Origin of the sequence: Labilibaculum sp., from assembly GCF_963664555.1 — a bacterium.
In the GTDB taxonomy this organism is placed as follows: domain Bacteria; phylum Bacteroidota; class Bacteroidia; order Bacteroidales; family Marinifilaceae; genus Labilibaculum.
In genome coordinates this window covers 4,728,880-4,750,254 of the sequence record NZ_OY761461.1, presented here as the reverse complement: position 1 = coordinate 4,750,254, position 21,375 = coordinate 4,728,880, and the positions used below count along the sequence as shown (strand labels likewise).

At 36.9% G+C, this 21,375-nt stretch carries 16 protein-coding genes; 9 read left to right on the top strand and 7 right to left on the bottom strand.

Annotation, left to right across the window (positions count from 1 at the left end; all coding sequences use genetic code 11):
- The first annotated feature begins 44 nt into the window (after positions 1–44).
- From ACKU4N_RS18995 to ACKU4N_RS18980, 4 genes are all read left to right on the top strand, one after another.
- Complete coding sequence (locus tag ACKU4N_RS18995; RefSeq protein WP_321319108.1) at positions 45–251, top strand: hypothetical protein; 207 nt, start codon at positions 45–47, stop codon at positions 249–251.
- A gap of 283 nt (positions 252–534) precedes the next feature.
- Complete coding sequence (locus tag ACKU4N_RS18990) at positions 535–1,266, top strand: hypothetical protein (protein WP_321319106.1); 732 nt, start codon at positions 535–537, stop codon at positions 1,264–1,266.
- A gap of 644 nt (positions 1,267–1,910) precedes the next feature.
- Entirely contained in the window at positions 1,911–2,582 is a 672-nt protein-coding gene (locus tag ACKU4N_RS18985; RefSeq protein ID WP_321319104.1) for an inorganic pyrophosphatase, read from the top strand.
- A 270-nt stretch (positions 2,583–2,852) separates the two neighbouring features.
- Positions 2,853–3,425, top strand: a complete 573-nt coding sequence (locus ACKU4N_RS18980; RefSeq protein ID WP_321319103.1) for a GNAT family N-acetyltransferase — start codon at positions 2,853–2,855, stop codon at positions 3,423–3,425.
- A gap of 188 nt (positions 3,426–3,613) precedes the next feature.
- On the opposite strand, the gene ACKU4N_RS18975 is transcribed toward ACKU4N_RS18980, so the two are convergent.
- The 6 genes from ACKU4N_RS18975 to ACKU4N_RS18950 all read right to left on the bottom strand — a co-directional run bounded on the left by ACKU4N_RS18975 (position 3,614) and on the right by ACKU4N_RS18950 (position 15,514).
- Entirely contained in the window at positions 3,614–5,998 is a 2,385-nt protein-coding gene (locus ACKU4N_RS18975; protein WP_321319101.1) for an ABC transporter permease, read from the bottom strand.
- Positions 5,999–6,014: 16 nt separating this feature from the next.
- Complete coding sequence (locus tag ACKU4N_RS18970) at positions 6,015–8,381, bottom strand: ABC transporter permease (RefSeq protein WP_321319099.1); 2,367 nt, start codon at positions 8,379–8,381, stop codon at positions 6,015–6,017.
- Positions 8,382–8,454: 73 nt separating this feature from the next.
- Positions 8,455–10,821, bottom strand: a complete 2,367-nt coding sequence (locus ACKU4N_RS18965; RefSeq protein ID WP_321319096.1) for an ABC transporter permease — start codon at positions 10,819–10,821, stop codon at positions 8,455–8,457.
- 71 nt (positions 10,822–10,892) lie between these two features.
- Positions 10,893–13,265: an ABC transporter permease gene (locus tag ACKU4N_RS18960; protein ID WP_321319095.1), complete on the bottom strand. Its 2,373-nt coding sequence runs from the start codon at positions 13,263–13,265 to the stop codon at positions 10,893–10,895.
- A gap of 185 nt (positions 13,266–13,450) precedes the next feature.
- A complete protein-coding gene (locus tag ACKU4N_RS18955; protein ID WP_321319093.1) occupies positions 13,451–14,143 on the bottom strand; it encodes an ABC transporter ATP-binding protein in 693 nt (230 codons plus the stop codon).
- A gap of 117 nt (positions 14,144–14,260) precedes the next feature.
- A complete protein-coding gene (locus ACKU4N_RS18950) occupies positions 14,261–15,514 on the bottom strand; it encodes an efflux RND transporter periplasmic adaptor subunit (protein ID WP_321319091.1) in 1,254 nt (417 codons plus the stop codon).
- Positions 15,515–15,901: 387 nt separating this feature from the next.
- Here ACKU4N_RS18950 and ACKU4N_RS18945 point away from each other — a divergent pair, with 387 nt between their 5' ends.
- The 5 genes from ACKU4N_RS18945 to ACKU4N_RS18925 all read left to right on the top strand — a co-directional run bounded on the left by ACKU4N_RS18945 (position 15,902) and on the right by ACKU4N_RS18925 (position 20,190).
- Entirely contained in the window at positions 15,902–17,266 is a 1,365-nt protein-coding gene (locus ACKU4N_RS18945; protein ID WP_321319089.1) for a sigma-54-dependent transcriptional regulator, read from the top strand.
- Positions 17,256–18,611 carry a sensor histidine kinase gene (locus ACKU4N_RS18940; RefSeq protein ID WP_321319087.1) on the top strand — a complete coding sequence of 452 codons (1,356 nt, stop codon included), beginning with the start codon at positions 17,256–17,258 and terminating at the stop codon, positions 18,609–18,611. The genes ACKU4N_RS18945 and ACKU4N_RS18940 overlap by 11 nt, the downstream gene beginning before the upstream one ends.
- Positions 18,612–18,768: 157 nt before the next feature.
- Positions 18,769–19,218 carry a hypothetical protein gene (locus ACKU4N_RS18935; protein WP_321319086.1) on the top strand — a complete coding sequence of 150 codons (450 nt, stop codon included), beginning with the start codon at positions 18,769–18,771 and terminating at the stop codon, positions 19,216–19,218.
- 115 nt (positions 19,219–19,333) lie between these two features.
- Positions 19,334–19,612 carry a hypothetical protein gene (locus tag ACKU4N_RS18930; protein ID WP_321319084.1) on the top strand — a complete coding sequence of 93 codons (279 nt, stop codon included), beginning with the start codon at positions 19,334–19,336 and terminating at the stop codon, positions 19,610–19,612.
- A gap of 62 nt (positions 19,613–19,674) precedes the next feature.
- Positions 19,675–20,190, top strand: a complete 516-nt coding sequence (locus ACKU4N_RS18925; protein ID WP_321319082.1) for a GNAT family N-acetyltransferase — start codon at positions 19,675–19,677, stop codon at positions 20,188–20,190.
- A 9-nt stretch (positions 20,191–20,199) separates the two neighbouring features.
- Here ACKU4N_RS18925 and ACKU4N_RS18920 read toward each other — a convergent pair whose 3' ends face one another.
- Positions 20,200–21,363, bottom strand: coding sequence for a hypothetical protein (locus ACKU4N_RS18920; RefSeq protein ID WP_321319080.1), 1,164 nt, complete (start codon positions 21,361–21,363; stop codon positions 20,200–20,202).
- Positions 21,364–21,375 lie beyond the last annotated feature (12 nt).

The window sequence follows — 21,375 nt, the reverse complement described above, 5'->3', positions numbered from 1 at the left end:
AGACCTGTAAACTTGAATGGAAAAACTATCAAATATTTTAAAACATGGCTAAATACTATGTGAATAAAAATGCACAAGCAAATGGAGATCATGAAGTGCATAAAGATGGTTGCAGTTATATGCCTCATTCTGAGAATAGAATTTATCTAGGTGATTTTTTGTATTGCAGCTCGGCTGTAAGTGAAGCAAAAAAAACTTACAACCAAGTTAATGGTTGTTATTATTGCTCTAATGCTTGTCACACGAGTTAATGTGTTGATAAGTATACTCTCAATTAAAAGCCACGGTTGCGTGGCTTTAGTTTTGTGTTACCATTAGCTTCACGAATTTTTATTTATTTAGTGGATATATTGTTATATTTGGTATTGCAAAATCTAATAAAAAAAGTTCATGATAATAAAATCTTTCACCTCGTTTACCGAAGGTCTCAAGAACAAAATTACCAACCCATTCTTCGGCACATTAATTGGTGTCTGGGTGATTCACAATTACAAGTTTGTTTATACTTTATTCAATTTTGAACCCAACAGGTCAATGATGAGTAGAATTGCTTTTATGGAGACTTACCTTGAAAGTGATAAGTTCTTACCTAATCTTGGATGGTGCATTCTAATGGCTTTAGGTGTTTTATTCGCCACTTATATTTTATTAAATATATCAAGGTTTATAGTGCTTGGGTTTGAAAAGCGTATTACCCCTCGTGTCCATGAAATAACCGACTCTAAGTCAATTGTGACTATTGATGTGTTTAATAATCAGGTTTCTGAAACTAAGAAATTTGAAAAACGTTATGAGGATGAGCAAGAAGCTAAATTAAATCTTCAAAATAAATATGATGATCTTGAAAAAAGGCATCAAGCATTATTAAAAGGCGAAGGTGGTGAAGATACTTCATTAGCTGAGCTTTTAAAATCTCCAGATGGCAAACAGGAAAAGTCTAAGGACGCATCGTTGAAATCAATGCAAGCGATAGGGGATGATGTGATTAGGAATGAAGAGGCCAGAACTTCTGGTGTTGATACCGATAAAATTAAGACACTGATACAAGATAAAGATTTAGTTCAGTTATTTAATGATGCAAGTCTTGATATAATTAAGGTAAGATATATTCAGGATGATGATATTTATGATAGATTATTATTGTTGGATTTAATAGAACTTAATGATAGAGATGGTGATGAAGATGTAAATTATAGATTCACAAAAAGTGGGGAGTATTTACGTAAGTTAATCTTAAGTGAGGATGAAGCCCTGAGATCGGTATAGATTTTAATATTGGTTATTTCCGTATTCCTTTGCCTCTGGCTTCAGGCAGAGGATTTTTTTTTAAATTTGTTTGGGGTGAAATTCGGGGTAAACATATAATCCCTTCGGGATATTTTGCATTGATTGAATTGCGTAGGGGCATGCCATGGCGTGACCTTTTTTTTCGTGGTTTATGATTTGGGATTGGGTTGAATGTGTTTCGGATACGACATGTCGTATCCCTACGGCGTTATCGAATAGATTTGTAATTGCATTGGAACAATGTGTTTTGATTGGTATTTGTAGGGTCATGCCATGGCGTGACCGTTTTGTTTTTAATGTTATTTGAATGCTATGATCTGAATTGTGGATGCAATAAAAACAATGTAAAAGGAAATTTGGGGCAGGATGGCTTAGGGATTGCAGAGGAAAGCCCGCAGGCAGATTAGGCCGGTGGGTGGAATGGTGAGGACTTGGAACGAAAAGCCCGGCCGACTAAAAGGAGGTAAGCCCCACATTTATATGGCGGAAATCACTCAATTTTTAGATTTAACGCAAAAGAAAAATACGATTGGCTCGTTTTTTATATTGTTTTCTTACATTTGTTTTACCTAGATAATAGAGTCGTTGTGCTAAAAAACGAAGCTTAAAAAGAAATACTTACTATGGGAAACAAATTGAATGATCCTATCGCAAGATTAATGGGATTGCGTTACAAGTCTCATCCTTGGCATGGGCTGGATGTTGGAGACAATGCGCCGGATTCGGTGATGGCTTTTATTGAGATGGTTCCTACCGACACCGTTAAATATGAAGTAGACAAAACGAGTGGTTATTTGAAGATTGATCGTCCTCAGAAATATTCGAATGTTGTTCCTGCTTTGTACGGATTTTTACCTCAGACTTATTGTGGAGAATCTGTTGGAGAATATTGCAGTGAAAAATCGGGCAAGGAGAATGTTCAGGGTGATTCGGATCCTTTGGATATTTGTGTACTGACTGAAAAAGTGATATCGCACGGTGATATTATTGCAGAGGTTCGTCCGATTGGTGGTTTTCGAATGATTGACGGAAACGAGGCTGATGATAAGATTATTGCTGTTTTGATGAATGATGCTACTTATGGTGCTTATACTGATATTTCGGATTGTTCGGATGTGGTTGTGGGTCGTTTGAAACATTATTTTTTGACCTACAAGGATATGCCGGGTTTGGAAAGCGAAGCTGAGATTACACATGTTTATGGTGTTGAAGAAGCTCACGAGGTAATTGTCCGGTCGATGAATGATTATAAAACCAAATTTGAGAATTTGGAAGACATACTGCGACACGTTTAAAACAATTAATAATTACGAATTAGTAATTACAAATTACAAAACGATATAAAGCGACGGTTCGAAAGAACTGTCGCTTTTTTGTTTTAAAGCACTAGGAGCACGAATTTGTGGTTCCAAGTATCGTCAGGTTTTATTTACAAACACCGAAAATAATTCTTTGAGTTCTTAGTGTTTAAGTTGAGTGTGAAGTATTAATTGAAACTTACTTAAATCTTATTTTTTAGTCTAAATAAGAATCTATTTGTCTAAAAACTTGCACAATTGGCAGATATGTGCGAGATTAAAAAGATTGATTTTTTAACGAAAAAAGGAGAGCTGGGAATGAAAATATTGTTTGAAACAGAAAGATTGTATCTACGGGAAATACTGCCAACTGATGCCGAAAGTATGTTCGAGATGGACTCGGATGCTGAGGTATATAAATTTTTAGGAAGAAAACCCATTCGGAATATCAACGAGAGTAAAAAAATGATTGAATCGATTCGGGATCAGTATGAGCGGATTGGTATTGGACGTTGGGCAATTGTTGAAAAGGAATCGGGGAATTTTATTGGCTGGACTGGTTTTAAATTTGAAAAGGAAAACCAGAACGGGCACAGTGATTTTTACAATCTGAAATTTAGATTGCTGCGTAAGTATTGGGGCAAAGGATACATTACTGAAGCAACAAAGGCTGCTATTCATTATGCTTTTACCGAGCTTAAAATTCCCGAAATTTACAGCATGACCTTGCTTAGTAATCTAAAATCGCAGTGGGTGCTGAACAAGTTAGGCTTTCAGTTGGAAGAGAGATTTAAGTTTCAGGGAGATGATATTACCTGGTATAAACTGACAAATAGATAGTGATTACCAAATATAGGGGACAGCTGATGAATTCGCATCATCTGAAAATTAATGCTTTGCCTCTGGCTTTAGGCAGAGGATTTTTTAAAGCCCCTTTAGGGGGTTGGGGTGTTTTTTGGTAATTGGTTTTTCCGAAAAAGGACACGCCATGGCATGTCCCTGCGGTTTTCGTGAACAGATTATTAGATCTATTCGTAACGTAAACTCTCCACCGGATTTCTGGTAGCTGCCCGCCACGACTGAATTGAAACGGTAAGCAACGAAATTCCCATGGCAATGATTCCTGCCAGGGCAAAAATCCACCAGCTCAATTCTGTTTTGTAAGCAAAGTTTTCGAGCCATTTGTGCATGGCATACCAGGCAATGGGGCAGGCCAACACAAAGGCGACAGCTACCCATTTTGCAAATCCTTTGTTTAGCATTGTTATAATCTCACGGGTTTTCGCACCATTTACTTTTCGGATACCAATTTCTTTGGTGCGTTGTTCGGAGGTGAAATAGGAGAGTGCACTAATTCCTAGTATCCCAATAATAATTCCAAGAACAGAGAAACTCATTAAAATTCGTTTCAGGATGTTCTCCGATTTGTACTGCTGTGCAATTTTATCATCCATAAAGAAGTAATCCATTTTTTGATTGGGATAGTGTTTTTGCCACTCTTCCTGAATGTGGGTCATGGCGTTTCTTGTATTCCCGGGAGAAATTCTTATATGCATAAATCTGCCTCTGTTTCGGGATTCATCGATGAGGAAAACATAGTCGCCAATTTGATTGTGTGCAGAACTGTAATTAAAATCTGCTGCAACGCCAATGATATCAACTCTTCTCTGATCTGCTTCCAATGGGATTCCGGATCGAAATAAATTCAGTTCCTCAAGAGTTTTGTGTTTTTCCATCAATCTTTTAAACAAATGTTTGTTGATAACCATTCCTTCAATGGTATCTAATGAAGTGTTGATGTAATTGTGAACAAGTTGGATGTTCATGGTTTTCAGAAAATCATAATTAGCCATCGACATTTCAGCGGTTCCTTCAATCCCAAAACCATCAAGCGATAAGGTTTGTGTGGGATATCCAAAATGCTGCATTGTAAAGCCAATTGATTCGATGGATGATTTTTTTCTCAATTCATTGGCAAACACATTGGGGTCTTTTGAAAAATCTTTAATGTTGAGGACAACAACATTGTCTTTTGTAAAGCCAAGAGGTTTATTCAGTAGGTACGAAATTTGTTTGTTGACCAAAATAGCAGATGAAATGAGCACAATTACAATCAGGATTTGAAAGATCATTAATGGTTGTAAAATACGTCTTCCGGTTAAAGATGTATGACCTTTAATGATATCGCTGGTTGAATTGTTTTTTAAAATAAAAAAGCGCACAAAAAGGATGCTTAGAATACCACTGAATATCAGAACAGTTAATATTGTCAGATAAATGATTGGTTCGGAATAGAAAATATCGAATTGAATTTCATAGAAGTTATTAATGTAAGGTGTTAGCGCCTCAATTAAAATTAGAGCGATAATGATTGACAATGAACAAAGCAGAATTACTTCAATAAGAACTTGTGTGAGCAAATGTTTTTTGTGAGCACCAACGGATGTTTTCAATCCAAATTCTTTTGATCTTTTAAAAAGGTTAACTGTGATTAAACTAACAAAGTTGATTAATGAAACCATCAAAATAATAACGGCAACTGCAGTGAATAAATTGATATTTATTTTTGTATTGCTTTCTTTTAATTCAAATCTGAAATTGGATTTTAAGTGAATATCGGAAAGTTTTGTGAGACTGAATTCGTAGTCTTTGGGTCCACGGGTTTGTCTTAAGCTTGAATTATTGAATGCATTGAGGAGTTTCTCTTCAACAAGCGAAGGAGCAACTCCTTTTTTCAATTTTAGATAGTTGTAAACCCATTGAGTTTTTCTTTCAGACAAAGAGGCATAAGCGACATTGAGTGAACCTTTTTGGGACAGCAGGATTTCGCAATTAAAATGAGTTTTGATGGGTGTGTTTTTAATGATGCCAACAATTTCATATTTCCCAAGATCTCTACTATATTGCAATGCTTCAACATCGATGTATTCACCAATTGGGTTTCTGTCTTTAAAATGTTTTTCAGCAAATCGTTCCGAAATGAAGGCAACATTGGGTTTTGTAATGTCCGCCAGGTTTCCGACAAGACTTTCAACACCAAATAGGTTCATGAAATTGGTGTCGACCGATAAAATATCCTTTTGCGATATGCTTTGTTCATGTATTTTAATGGTTCCTGACTGGCAGTGTGAAAATTGTGTTGCGTCTTCTACTTCCGGAAAATTGGCGGAGGCTTCTTTAATAAATCCTAAACTTCTGGCCCATGTATCATCTATATGCGAAGGGGTTGATGCTACCCTGTAGATATCCTGATGATCTTTAATATGCCTGTCGTAGCTTCGTTCATTTTGCACATGAATGAATAAGACAAAAAAGGATGCAATTCCAATACTGAGACCCAGTATATTGGTTACTGAAAAAGCTCTGTTTTTAAGCAGACGTAAAACCGACAATTTTAAATGATACCAAAGCATGTTGTTTGTTTTAGGTTTATTCGTAACGCAAACTCTCTACCGGATTTCTTGTTGCCACTCTCCACGATTGAATAGAAACGGTAAGCAACGCAATTCCCATGGCGATGATTCCTGCTACGGCAAAAATCCACCAGCTGAGCTCTGTTTTGTAAGCGAAGTTTTCGAGCCATTGGTTCATCGTATACCAGGCAATCGGGCAGGCCAACACAAAGGCGATGGCTACCCATTTTGCAAAACCTTTGTTAAGCATTGCAATAATTTCGTAGGTTTTGGCTCCGTTTACTTTGCGGACACCTATTTCTTTGGTTTTTCTTGATATGGTGTTGAGTACCATTCCCAATAATCCCATTACAGAAAGAACAATTGCAAGCAGTGAGAAGGCACTGATTAGTTTTGCCTGTTGTTGTTCTGTTTGGTAGAATTCGGTAATCTGATCGGCAAGAGAATAGACTTTTACCATTTTATCAGGAGAAATTTCTTTGAATAAATTTTGAACAGACTCTGTAATTGCCTCATCATTTTTCCCATTTGTTTTTATGGCAAACAAACTCATTTTTTTAGGGTCTTGCTGAAGAATAACCAAGGGTTGAATCATCCTTCGTAACGAATGAGCATTAAAATCTTTAACAATTCCTTTTACATAGCATCCATTAAACATTTCACCAGCTTTCAGATTATATTGTTTGGCTGCTGATTCGTTAAAAATCATTTCTGTTTGATCGGTGCGGAAGTCTCCAAAACTTTCTCCTTCTATAATTTTAAGCTCCAGAAGTTCTGCCATTCCCTTACCCATAATTAGTCCATCAAATTGAATTCTTTCATTTTCGTATTGCAAATTAACCGGCAGAAAGTAATTGAAGGGCGGAATAAAAGAAGATCCGGCGGAATACCTTACCCCAGGAATTTTTTCCACTTCCGTTTGGATAACATTAAACTGATTTCTTAATTCTGTTGAATTTAACTCACAGATAATAATGTTTTTGGGATTGATGTTTTGGGAACTGGTTTGAGCATAATGGAGTTGCTTTTTGACTGTTAGAACACCAACAATCAATACTATAAATATGGCAAAATGCAAACTCAGAAAGGAGTTGTTCCATGATTTTACTTTTGGTGTTTGCGAAACTTTACCCAAAAGCAAAAGAACAGTTGAAACTCTGGAAACATGTATACCGATTACTAATCCGGCAACGGAACCGGTAAGCAAAACAATGAGAATCAATAAGGACCATACCTGCCACATCGAGAACAATTCAATACTCAGGTTGCGATCCAAAGTTGCGTTCAGAAATGGAATGCCAACAATCAGGATGAAAAAAGCAGGAACAAGGCTGATGAAAGAAATTAAATTTGATTCGAGTACGATTTGTTTTTTGATGGCAACACCTGAGGCTCCCAATGCTTTCTGGGTTCCCAACTCTTTTAAGCGGGAGGTGATTTTTGCCTTGGTTAAAAAAATGTAATTGACAATTGCGATGAGTAAAATGAATAAAGCAATGGCTAAAAAATAGATTAATTGCTTCGAATTTCCCGACGGTGTAAATGTATCTCCGGTAACATCATTTGACTTTAAATAGATATCGGTAATTGCCTGCAAACTAAAATCCATTGTTTTCCGTTCCTCATGATTTGTTCGTGTTTTATAGTTTTGGATATTGTGAACAATTACCTCTGGATTTGCCTTCGGATTTAGGAGCAAATAACTATGAAATGGAAAGTGATTCCAGTCTTTAAACTCTTCGTTTTCCTGTCCGTAATGACCGAACATTTCTTGGTTGTGACTGAGTACCTCTTGTGTTAAATCAATGTGGGCAATGAAATTGGCATTGAAAGTAGAATTGGTGGGAAAATTTTTGTAAACGCCTGTAATCCGTAAAGATATAAATTGATTATTCAGCTTGATTTTAAGAAGTTGATTGCAGACGTTGAGGCTGTTAAAGTACTTTTGGGCAGTAGTTTCAGAAATGCAAACTTCAGATTTTGATTGGGCAGGTTTTCCCTGTATAAAACGGATACCAAGACAATCAAACATGCCGGCATCTGAAAATGCAAACTGATGATCCTGCACAATTTCATTGCGGGAATCTTTTAGTTCAACATCGGCAGTTTGATAGTACCTGAAATAATTATCAATTAAAGGAATTTCATCTTTACTTGTGCTTGCCAAAGGAAATGAAGTGCGACAATCGCTGCCTTGCAAAACTCTGTAGAGTAATTGTTTGTTTGAGAAGGAACCATTAAATGAATTTTCGTGGATGTAAAGCAACATCAAAAGAAAAACACAGCCTACACCTATGCCCAATCCTAAAATACTGATTATGGATTGTGTCTTCTTCTTGAAGATATTACGGATTGCTAATGTCAGGTTTAGTGGAAGATTCATATTCGTTTTTTATGTAGTTTCGTTACTCTTGTTATTCCATTTTATTTGTAAGCAGATATCTGCCCAATTTTGTTTATTCGTACCTCAAACTCTCCACTGGATTCCTTGTAGCTGCCCGCCACGATTGAAACGAAACCGTAAGCAATGCAATTCCCATGGCAATGAGTCCTGCCAAGGCAAAAATCCACCAGCTAAGTTCTGTTTTGTAAGCAAAGTTTTCGAGCCATTTGCGCATGGCATACCAGGCAATGGGGCAGGCTATAACAAAGGCGATTAATGTCCATTTTAATATATCCAGATTTAGCATACTCATTATCTCGATAGTTTTGGCACCATTTACTTTTCGGATTCCTATTTCTTTGGTTCGGTTTTCAATTACAAAAAAGCTTAATCCTATCAGTCCTAAACAGGATAGAAAGAGAGAAATTAGAGCGGCATAGCTGACGATTTTTTGAAACTGCTTTTCTTTTCTATAAAGCTGTTCCCAGGAATCATCAAGAAAATGATATTCAAAAGGGAAATTCGGTGAAAATTCGTTCCATTTTTTTTTAATTGAGTGAATGGTTTGTTCCAATATCTCCGGAGTATTGGCTGTTGTCTTCAGGTAAATAACTTCATCGCTTTTTCCTGAGCAGGTAAATACAGCTTCGCGAATGGGGGAATGCATCGATTCAAAGTTAAAATCTTCCACCTCACCAATTATGGTCCCGGAAGAGGGGTCTTTACCAAAGAGCATTCGGGCATCAGAAAGTTTTTTGATGTCGAAATTGCGAATAGCCGTTTCGTTGAGAATAAAGTCCCACTTTTCTTTTGAGTGTTCTGTAAAACTTGTGCCCTGTTTTAGTTGGATGTTAAAGAAATTGAAAAAATTAGAGCTGACTCTAAATTTGGCAAAACTGATTGTTTCTTCCTTTCCTCTATTTATAAAGGATAAACCCCAATTTTCAGAAATTTTTAAGATTGGTTCGCTCGAAAAGGTAAGATCTTCTATTCCCGGTGTTTGCAGTAGTTGGTTTTTAAAAGCCTGCATGTTGTTTTCCAAATCAGTGTTAGTACTTGCGTAGAGAATATGTTTCTTTTCAAATCCAGGATTGTTGTTGAATAGAAGTTTGTTTTGGTGGTTGATTACAAGCAAACAAGTAACTAAAATGATTGAAATAAAAAACTGAAACACCAGCAAGCCATTTCTTAAGCTGTTTTTTTGTTTTTTATCGACATGCCTGTTAATAAGTACACTTGTTGTTTGCCTGCTAAAAATCAATCCGGGAAACAAACCTGTTATTGCCAGTGTAAATAGCATGATGAAAAACAACATACATAGATTCCAACCGGAAAATATTTCGATTAAGGAAAAAGCAGAATGAGTTAACTGGTTAAATCCGTTTAATAGAAGCCTTACAAAGCTGATTACCAGTGTAAGAACAATAAGAAGGGTTATTGCCGATTCGTATGTAAACAGAGCTAAAATATGTCGTTTGCTACTGCCCATGGTTTTAATAACAGCGACATTTTTGTATCTTTTTCCGCGCTGGGCAGTTACCAAATTAATGTAATTAACACAGGCAAGAAATAGAATCAGAAAACCAATGATTTGGATGATCGCCAGAGTAAATTTATTTCCATGCTTTAACTTGCTGTGTTTTGGAAAGTTAAAATAGAGTTGAGTAAATGGAAATATGGAAAACTGAATGAGATCCTTGTATCCGTCAGGTATATTTTTCTGGGACATATTCATGATCTTCTCCTGCAGAAGCTCTGGATCGACATTTTCTCTGGTCTTGAGAAAGGAGATGAAATTTTGATGTCCCCATCCCTGATTTCGATACCAATCAATTTTATAATTGGTTAATGTTGAAAGAACAGCCTTAAAATCCCATGATGAATTATGAGGTAAATCTTCGATAACAGCTGTTACTTCTACTAATTCATTCTGTAAATGAGTGGTATTGTATAGTAAACTTTTCCCAATAGGGTTTGTATCACCAAAAATCTTTTTTGCCAGCGATTTTGTCAATACCAATTGATTTGGTTTGTTCAAAGAATTAGATAGGTTTCCATAAACTGATGCCAGTTGAAAAACCTTAAAAAAAGAAGAATCGGCTATCAAAAGTTTTTCAATCTTAAAACTGACATCATTATTTTTTACAAATACCTGAGGAGCCTGCTCGTATTGACAGTTTGTTATGAATTCGATCTCTGGTATTTCTTTTTTTACCAACTGACTCATTTGTTGTGCTACTCCTGGCTGATCATTTAGAAGCAGGGTAAATACCTGTTCGTGCTGACGAAGGAAATGATCAGTTGATAATTCTTTTTGTGCAAAAGAGAATATTAACAATCCTATGGTTATTCCTACAGAAAGGCCCAAAATATTAATAAGCAAAACTACTTTGTTACTTAAAAGGTTTCTAATAGCAAGTTTAAGATTGTACAGAAGCATGATTTATATTCTTAAGAATGTTTTAATAGTAAATTATGGGCTAAACACAGATTAACTTGGAATCAAATTCGTTACTCATACCTCAAACTCTCCACCGGATTCCTTGTTGCTGCCCGCCACGACTGAAACGAAACCGTAAGCAATGCAATTCCCATGGCAATGAGTCCTGCCAAGGCAAAAATCCACCAGCTAAGTTCTGTTTTGTAAGCGAAATTCTCGAGCCATTTGTGCATGGCATACCAAGCAATTGGGCAGGCTATTACAAAGGCGATGACTACCCACTTTGCAAATCCTTTGTTTAGCATTTGTACAATTTCATAAGGTTTGGCTCCATTTACTTTCCTCAATCCAATTTCTTTGGTTTGGGTCTCAACTATAAAAAAAGTTAAACTAATCAGACCTAAACAAGAAAGTAAAATAGAAATAGCAGTCGCATAATTTAGTATTTTCTGAAACTGCTTTTCCTTTGTATATAAGGCCTCCCATGAGCTATTCATAAACTTAATTTCTAAAGGGAACTTAGGAGAGAGCTTAGTCCATTTTTTTTGAATAGCGGATAAACATTGCTTAAAAGCCATTCCATTGGTTGTTATTAGTTTAAAATAGGCAACTTCATCCACATTATTTCTGCATCTGAAACCAACAGGTCTTATGGGAACGTGCATCGATTCGAAATTAAAATCTGTAACTTCCGCAATAATAGGTTCTTGTTTTGTTCCACTCCAATTCAAAAGTTTAGCATCTTCCAATTGTTCAATTCTGAACTTTTTAATTGCTGTTTGATTAAAAATCCAATCTCTTGCTTTTGACGAATATTCATTAAACTGTTTTCCTCGAACCAATTCAATTCCGAAAAACTTGAAAAAGTTAGGAGCAACATAAAAATTAGAAAATCCTATATTATATTGTTCCGTCTTATTTAGTAAGTCACGTCCCCAATTCGATTCATTATACCCAATTACTGAGGATGAGAAGGTGATGTCTTCTACACCTGCTATTTTTTTCATTTCATTTTGAAATGCATCTCCTAAGTTTGAAATTTCTTCATTTGTTGTTGTATAAATAATATTTTCTCTTTTAAATCCAGGGTCTTTGCTGATAAGGAAATTATTCTGCTTTTTAATGAAAAGAATACTAGTTATTAAAATAATGGAAATTGTAAATTGAAAAACCAATAAAATATTACGAAGGTAATTTTTATGATTTATGGAGATTTTATTTTTCAGTAGTTGAGTCGTTTCATTACTACTTAGAATAATGCCTGGTATGATTCCTGTAATTAGCAGTGTAACAATTAATATAAGGATGAACACAATTAGGTTCCATCCTGAAAGAATTTCAGCAAGTGTAAACTGAGATTGAGTAAGATGATTTAAACCTTCTGTTAAGAAATAGAGCAATGTGATAACCAGAGCAGATGTAATTAATAGAACTAAACCAGATTCAGTACTAATCAATTGAATGATTTTCCTCCTTTTACTTCCCAGAACTTTTAAGATTCCGATATTGCGCAATCTTTTTATTTTTTGAGTTGCCACTAAATTAATGTAGTTGATACAGGCCAGAAGTAGGATTAGGATACCAGTGATTCGTATAATTATAATTGTAAGATGATTTCCATGCCTCTGTATTTCGATGTCGGGTGCCTTGAAATAAGAATTTTGTAATGGAAGAGAACTAAGTTTAATGCTGCTTTTAATATCTTCTGCAACATCTGTTAATGGAATGTTTTTAAGTTTCTGATTAATCAAGTTTATATTGCTATTAGTCGGTATTCTAAAATAAGAGATATAGTTTTGAGTGCCCCAGCTATTTTTATTTCCAGCATACCAATCAATTTTGTTATTAGTATCTTCTGATAAAACGGCATCAAATTTAAAAGAACTATTGTGAGACAAATCTTTAATCACTGCGCCTACAACAATTAATTCATTTTGCAAATTGGTTGCGTTATACGTAATTGTTTTACCAATAGGATTTTCATTTCCAAAAATCTTTTTTGAGAGCGTTTCAGTAAGTACAATTTTGTTTGCTGTTGTTAGTGCAGTTGACGGATTTCCATATAAAGCTTTCATTGGGAGAACCCGAAAAAAAGCTGAATCTGTAACAATTAAATGCTTTATTTTTATTTTTTTATTGTTGTATTCAACAAATACTTGTGGAGACCATTCATTTTGAGCATATGTAATGTGCTTTATTTCAGGAATGTTCATGCGGATTAATTCAACCATTTTGGAAGAGACGTATGAATCTTGATCATTTTTCAAAACAAATATATTATCAGACTTAGCAATATGTTTGTCCATTGATTCTTCCTTGTCTACGAAAGCAAAAATCAATAAACTAATACTTATTCCAAGTGCAAGTCCACCAATATTAATTGCACTTACCACTCTGTTTTTTAGTAAGCCCTTTAAAGATAATTTGATGTTGTAAAAATTCATTACATTAATTATTCATTAGTAATTGTTAATTGATTTACTCATACCTCAAACTCTCCACCGGATTCCTTGTAGCTGCCCTCCACGATTGAAACGAAACCGTAAGCAGAGCAATCCCCATGGCAATGAATCCTGCCAAGGCAAAAATCCACCAATTTAATTCAGTTTGGTATGTGAAATTTCAGAAACTACAAGGCATGTTCCTCAACCAAACTTTCTTCCATCACAACTTTTCCATCAAACAGATTGATGATTCGGTGAGCATAGCCGGCATCTTGTATGGAGTGAGTTACCATGATGATTGTTGTTCCTTCGCGGTTTAGTTCGGTAAGCAGCTCCATTACTTCCTGTCCGTTTTTCGAATCCAGATTACCCGTTGGCTCATCGGCAAGTATTAATCCTGGGTTGGAAACCACCGCCCGGGCTATTGCCACACGTTGCTGCTGACCACCGGACAGTTGCTGAGGATAGTGTTGTGCACGATGACTCATGTTCATTCGATCCAGAACTTTGTTCACCATCTCTTTTCTGGTTTTACTGCTGATTCGCTGATAAACCAATGGCATTTCAACATTTTCGAATACATTCAACTCATCAATCAGGTTGAAACTCTGAAATACAAAACCAATGTTACCTTTTCGCAGATCGGTGCGCTGACCTTCTTTTAAACCCGATACTTCGGTACTATCAAACGTGTATTGTCCTTCCGAAGGATTATCGAGCAAACCCAGAATATTCATCAGGGTAGATTTGCCGCAACCCGATGGACCCATAATGGCAGCAAATTCGCCTTTGTTGATTTTCAGATTTACATTGTTAAGAGCCAAGGTTTCAATCTCATCGGTTCTAAATACCTTACTTAGGTTTACTGTGTTAATCATAGCTATTTATTTTTTTATTGAATATTAAAGTGTTATCACTTAAGTCCCTGCAGGGGATTTAGGGGTAAATTACTAAATTCTATTTATTATGATGGTTTACGATCAGTATGGTTGTTGTTATTTAAAATCAATCCGTTCATTATCTCCGAAAGTATCGTAACTGGATGTAATCACTTTCTCACCTGTCTGCAATCCTTCCAGTACCTCGAAATATTGAGAATTTTGTCTGCCGATTTTGATGTTTCGTTTGGTGGCAAACCGCCCCGATTCATCCAAAACAAATACCCATTGTCCGCCCGTGCTTTGAAAGAATCCACCACGGGACAGCAGTGTAGCTTCAACGGCTTGTCCCAATTCCAGTTTTATGTGATAGGTTTGTCCGGTACGCAGATTCTCCGGCGATTTTCCATCAAAAATCAGATCCACCTTAAAACGACCATCCCGAACTTCCGGATATACTTTTTTAGTTTTCAAAATAAACTCCTGATCGTTTCGCTGCATCGAAGCACTTAACTCCCGGCGGACACGGTCAATATAATGTTCGTCGACCTCGGCAAGCACTTTAAAATTGTTCAGAATATGAAGCTGGCCTATTCTTTCGCCCCGGTTAATCGATTGACCGATTTCAATATCCAAACTTCCCAGCTGACCATCAGCCGGAGCTTTAATGTTCAAATTTTCCAAGCGCTCCCGAACCATTTCGAGGTTTTGTTTCATGTTATTCAGACTGCTGTTCATTTGTGTTTTCTGATTCTCCCGAAAAATGGAGTCCTGAACCATTCGTTGATATCTTAACTGGCGGTCTTGCAGGGAAAGGTCATAATCTTCCTTCGATCTTAGGTAGACTTCTTTGGAGATAAATCCCCTTTCGAATAAAAGTTGGTTCTGTTCGTATTGTCTTTTTTGTCTGATGATATCACTGTCGATGCTAAGAATTTGCTGTTTGTTGCTGATTTTCTGCTGTTCCATATTAATCAAAGTATTGCGCAGCTCATTGGCCTGATAGGCAAGTGACGATTCGGTATTGAGAATCTGCAATTTAAGATCGTTGTTAATCAGTCTAAGAATCACATCTCCTTTTTTCACCAATTCTCCTTCGTCAATTAATTTTTCGACAACTTTACCACCTTCTTCAACATCCAGATAGATGGTTGTTTTGGGTTCAACTGTTCCGATAATCGAAATGTAATCTTTAAACTCTGCCTGCGAAACTTCTGTTATGGTGAGTTTATCGAGTTCGGTTCGATAGGTAGAGGTAGAACTGCTCAAGAGCAACCACACTAAAAATCCAAGAAATATGATCCCAATAAGGATATAAATATGTTTGGTTTTAAAACCCTTCTTCACTTCAATTTTACGATCCATTGACATATGTAAGCTCTTTTTGTTTTATCGCGGAATATTTGATTCCTTGTTTGTATTTTTTCTCTGTGCACTTCTCAGTGTGCTCTGTGGTTTATTCTTTTCTGCATCATCAAGAATAAATTAGATTGAACAATTTCAAATACATGTTTATTCCAATTCATTCACCCAATTCATTCACCCAATTCATTCACCCAATGCTTATCCAATCCTGTGCCAAGGCTTGTAAGTTTTACATTAGTAGACGTTTGTGTTGTGTCTGTAAAATGGAAGTGTAAAAAAAATAGACAATCGTTGTCTAATTTTTTGAAAAGCTTTTTACTTTAGATAAAAATTAGATAATGTACCATTGAGGATCTAAAATCTCATCTCTCACATCTCATATCTTTACTAAAAATGAAAGAAGCCAAAATTTTAATTGTTGATGACAATAAAAGCATTTTAAGCGCTTTGGATTTGTTACTGACAGGAAGCTGTAAAAAAGTAAAATGTTTGTCGAGTCCAAACGCCTTGCTTTCAGAATTGAAAAGTGACAGCTACGATGTTGTGCTTTTGGATATGAATTTTAAAGCAGGAATTAATACCGGAAACGAAGGAATTTATTGGTTGAATCAGATTTTGGAATACAATTCGGGATTGAGTGTGGTCATGATTACTGCCTATGGAGATGTAGAGTTGGCTGTGAAAGCAGTGCGTTCGGGAGCTGTCGATTTTGTTCTGAAACCTTGGGAGAATGAGAAGATGCTGACGACTATCGAGATGGCCTGGAAATTAAGCCATTCCAGAAAAGAGGTAAAGAATCTTCGCTTAAAGGAAAATGAATTGATTGCTGAAATCAACAAAAATAAGAATCACATTATTGGAAGTTCGCCGGCTTGGGAAAAAGTGATGGCCGTGGTTCGAAAAGTGGCCATGACCAATGCGAATATTCTGATTACGGGAGAAAATGGAACCGGAAAGGAATTGGTTGCCCGGGAGATTCACCGGCTTTCCAACCGGGCGAAGAAGGTGATGGTTACCGTTGATATGGGATCCATAGCCGAAAATTTGTTTGAGAGTGAATTGTTCGGGCACAAAAAAGGAGCATTTACCGATGCCGGAATGGATAGAATGGGGAAAATTGAAGCGGCCAACGAAGGCACACTCTTTCTCGACGAAATTGGAAATTTATCCATGCCAATGCAGGCGAAGCTGCTATCGGTACTGCAGAACAGAACACTAACCCGACTGGGCGAAAATTTGCCTGTTGATATTGATGTACGATTGGTTTGTGCGACCAACTGTAATCTGGTTAAAATGATTGGAGAAGGACGTTTTCGGGAAGATTTGCTTTACCGGATTAACACCATACAAATTGAATTGCCGTCCTTGCGCGACCGTATTGCTGACATTCCCGAATTGGTGCAGTTTTTTGTGAAGCTTTACGCTGAAAAATACAATAAGAACGGACTTGTTATTGCACCGGAAGCCATCGCGAAATTACAAACTTACCGTTGGCCCGGTAATGTTCGTGAATTGCAGCATGCTATAGAAAAAGCTGTAATCCTTAGCGATACACACTTAATTAGTGCAAAAGATTTTGTTTTTAAAATGGATGAATTCTCGGCTGCTGAAGCCTTTGGCGGCACATTGGAAGATATGGAGAAGCAGTTGATTTTGGGAGCAATCGAAAAGCAAATGGGGAATCTTTCTGCTGTATCGGCGCAATTAGGAGTAACACGACAAACCCTTTACAATAAAATTAAGAAGTATGGCTTATAGACACTACAATTCAGCTTTATTCGTACGGCTTGGTTTTGTGATTTTTTTCGCAGTGCTGATTGGCTGTTTTCTTTCGCAGGCATCCTATTATTTCGCATTCCCAATTCTCTGCGCCGAAATTGTCTTGGTACTTCAATTTGTGCGTTTTTTGAACAAAACGCACAAGGAGATGAACTACTTTGTTCAGTCCATTAAAAATGAAGATACCACTTTGCGTTTCCCCATTAAAACAGGCAATGCCATTATTAACGAACTGCATCAAAGTTTGAACGAGCTGAACGGCATTTTGCAGCAAGTGCAGGTGAAAAGCAAAATTAAGGAGAAATATTTCGGAGAAATTCTTCAGAATATTGCAACCGGAGTTGTGGTACTTGCCGAAGATGGTTACGTTACTGATGTGAATTCGGCGGCCTTGGAACTACTCAGCTTAAAGACTTTCACACATATTAAGCAACTCGATCAGGTCGATTCAAAATTTACATCAGGTCTTACAGAACTAAAAAACCGCCAGAAAAAAGTATTGGATCTCATCTTAAAAAAAGAACGGATACAGGTGATTTCGAGATGTTCGGTAATTCGTCTGGAGAATGAAGAAGTGAGGCTGATAACTTTACAGGATATCCGGGGAGAATTGGAACGCAAGGAAATTGATGCCTGGGTAAAACTGATTAGAGTACTGAGTCACGAAATAATGAATTCATTGGCTCCGGTTACTTCCATTTCACAGTCCCTGAAAAGAATATGGGAGCAGAAATTGGGCGCCATAACGGATGTGTCTGAAGATATTCATGTAGAAAAAACCATTAACGGTTTGGGCGTGATTACCGAAATGAGCGAAGCATTGATTCGTTTTGTACAATCGTATCGGGTATTGTCCAAGGCACCGGAACCTAAATTAGCTATCATCGATACTCATTCTTTTTTCGAGCGTTTGAATATTCTGTTGTCGCCCATAAAAGAGAGTTTTTTCGGAAATTTAAAGTTGACACCACCCGTTAAAAATTTTCGGTTTACGGCTGATGAACAAATGATGGTTCAGGTAATTATTAATCTGGTGAAAAATGCGGCAGAAGCTTTCAACGGACAGCCTTCCGGAGCAGATTCCAATGCAGCTATTGCTGTAACTTCCATTCAAAAGGGCGAAATTACAGAGATCAGAGTATCAGATAACGGTCATGGTATTTCGGAGGAAATTGCAGATGAAATTTTCATTCCCTTTTTCACCACAAAAGAGAACGGATCGGGCATTGGCTTGAGTTATTCCCGTCAGATTATGCGTGCCCATGGCGGCAGTCTTCTTTGCCGTTCGAAAGTGGGAGAGACCGTGTTTACCGTGAGATGGTAGTGCTTTAATTAAGGAATGAAAAAGGAAATAATTATATTTTGCCAAAATTCTGCGGTAAACAGTATGAACGTGTAAAGTTTGAATTTTAATTTTTAGATTTTTAAATAAATAATAACTTAGCGCTCTTTATAAAAATCATAACACTAATTATTGATTCATGGAGAATTTAGAAACACAAGGAACTGAAATTAAAAATGAGTTGTTGCTGGAAACTCAGGCAGAAGCATATTTACGTGAAACCGCTAAGTGGGCGAAGTTTTTAGCCATTGTTGGCTTTATTTTTATGGGATTCATGGTGTTGGGATCATTCGCAGTGTTTGCCTTGGCCGGATCAATGGCAAGTATACTGCCATTTCCTATTGGAGGAATCGGGTTTTTATATTTGGTACTGGCGGGAGTGTACTTCTTTCCAATCTATTATCTGCTGCAATTTGCAAATAAAGCAAAGCTTGCACTTGCAGGTAAGAGCACGCAAAGCCTTACCGAGTCGATGAAATACATGAAATCGCACTACAAGTTTATGGGAATTTTCACAATTGTGATGCTTGCCTTATACCCAATCGGAATGATTGTTGCAATTATTGTTGCTGCAAGTCAGGGCTTCTAAAAAAAGATATCAATACCTGTAAAAGCTCCCTTTTTGTTTCAACCGAAAGGGAGTTTTTATTTTTCTATTATTGTTAATTAATATATATTGTAGATATTTTAAAAAATGAAACTGAATGTCATCAGCAGGTCACGTTTTCGATATGATTAGAAGAATGAAAGAGAATAAATCTGAACTTCATTCTCAAAAACCTGGTTTCCGGGATAATATTAAAATTAAAGAAAGCAGAAGAACCTTTCTCAGGTTTAAAAAAGTACCCAATGCGGAATTAACTAACATTAAAGAAAAAATTAGATTTAAGATTCATCGTGAAAATAGACGGGTTTTAATTGTTGCAGTTAGCGTTGCTGTTTTGTTTGCTCTTGCTTATGCATATTTGCTTTTTTTGTGGTAGAAAAAAGATATAAAGCTTATTAATTATCTCCGATTTTAGGTGGAGCTTTTAAAGAAAAATAAATGATTAAACTAAAACCACTCACCCCCGAAAACCTTCCGTCATTCTGCAAATGGATTAAAGATGAGGAAGCAATCATTTACTCCTTGTCAATATTTCAGGCGATGAAAACCGACCAACAGATTGAAGATTGGTATGCACAGGCCATTAGTGATAAAAGGAACAGCAATCACGGAATTTTTGTGGATGGTGTTTTTGTTGGTTACGCAGGCATCAGTGGCATTTCAACGATTAATAAATCGGGAGAATATTTCATTTTCATAGGCGATAAGGATCATTGGGGAAAGGGAATTGGTACCCAAGTCACTCGAAAGATTGTGAAAATGGGTTTTGAAGAATTGGGTTTGAACCGCATCATGCTGACGGTTTCGGTGCCTAACATTGCCGGTGTAAAAGCTTATGAGCGGGCAGGTTTTGTTTTGGAAGGTCGTTACAGGGAAGCTGCACTTCGAAATGGAGAATACCATGATAAATTGGTGATGTCGGTACTGAAATCGGAATGGAAGGATTGGAAATAACAAATCCCTTTAAAAACTCCATCGTAATCTTCCAAAAGCTACTTGTCCAATATCTCCAAATTCACTGCCATTTTTACCAAAAAACAATTGAGTGGTCAGCATTAGTTCAATGTTTTCGCTAAGAGAATAGCTAAACGAAGGATTGAGGTAGCAGGAATGATCCGAAGGGTTGAAAATTGTTGATAAGCTGGCATTGAATAAGGGAGTAATTGGATAAGCCAGCTGTCCAAATACCGAATATTTAGCCCGGGAAAGCATTTTCGCTGACAAGTTTTGATCAAAAAGAACATTTGAACCGACCGCATTTTTTGTGCTGCCATTGCTGTTGAAAAGTCCTTCGATTGAAAGAGTGAGATTGTTCTTCAGGGTGTAATCGTAGGATAGGGAAGCAACTTTTGCTTCTTTGGAACTGTTCTTCGTCGGGCGGGGAGTAAAGTAAGATATTTCGCCACGAAAACCGCCGCCCATGATATCGCCGGACCATCCGCCGCCCAGCACATAGTCATCGCCAACCCAACCGGATAACAATTGAAAATCGTAATTCCATTTCGAGAATCGGTACATGGCGGCTAAGGCCATTTCACTGGAATGGTCTGCCATTTTAAATACCAGTTCCATCGAAGAGGTAACGCTCGGATAATGTCTGATATTGACGGCATCACTGCCCGGACGTTCTTCATAGTCAAAATCGAAATAAGAGAAGCTGTTGAAAACATCATTGGGATTCCAAACCTTGCTGATTCCCCAATTGATTCTCTGACGCCCAATACGAAACTGCCAATCGCCTTGGGTGCAATCAAAGTAGGCTCTGTCGATTATCGAATGCAAAAACCATTTGTGGGAACGGGCACTAAGCCAAGACAAATCCATGTATCCATTGTCAACATTTGCAGTAGCCCGGTAATTGGGAATTTCACTTACCATATTTCCCATGATCAAGCGATTTCGCATTCCCATTGAAAAGCTAATCTTCTCGTTAGCGTACCAATTGAAATTTAACCGGTTGTGAATGGTGTTCAAATGATAATTTGGTAACTCAGGTCCAATAGGAGGCTGTTCCGGGTGATAAAACATGTACAGATCTTTCACATAACCATTCAGATTCCATTTGCGTTCCTGCGAATGGGAAAGCAAGGAAAGAAATAGAAAGAGAGCAAGAATGGCTTTTTTCATCTTACTGGATAC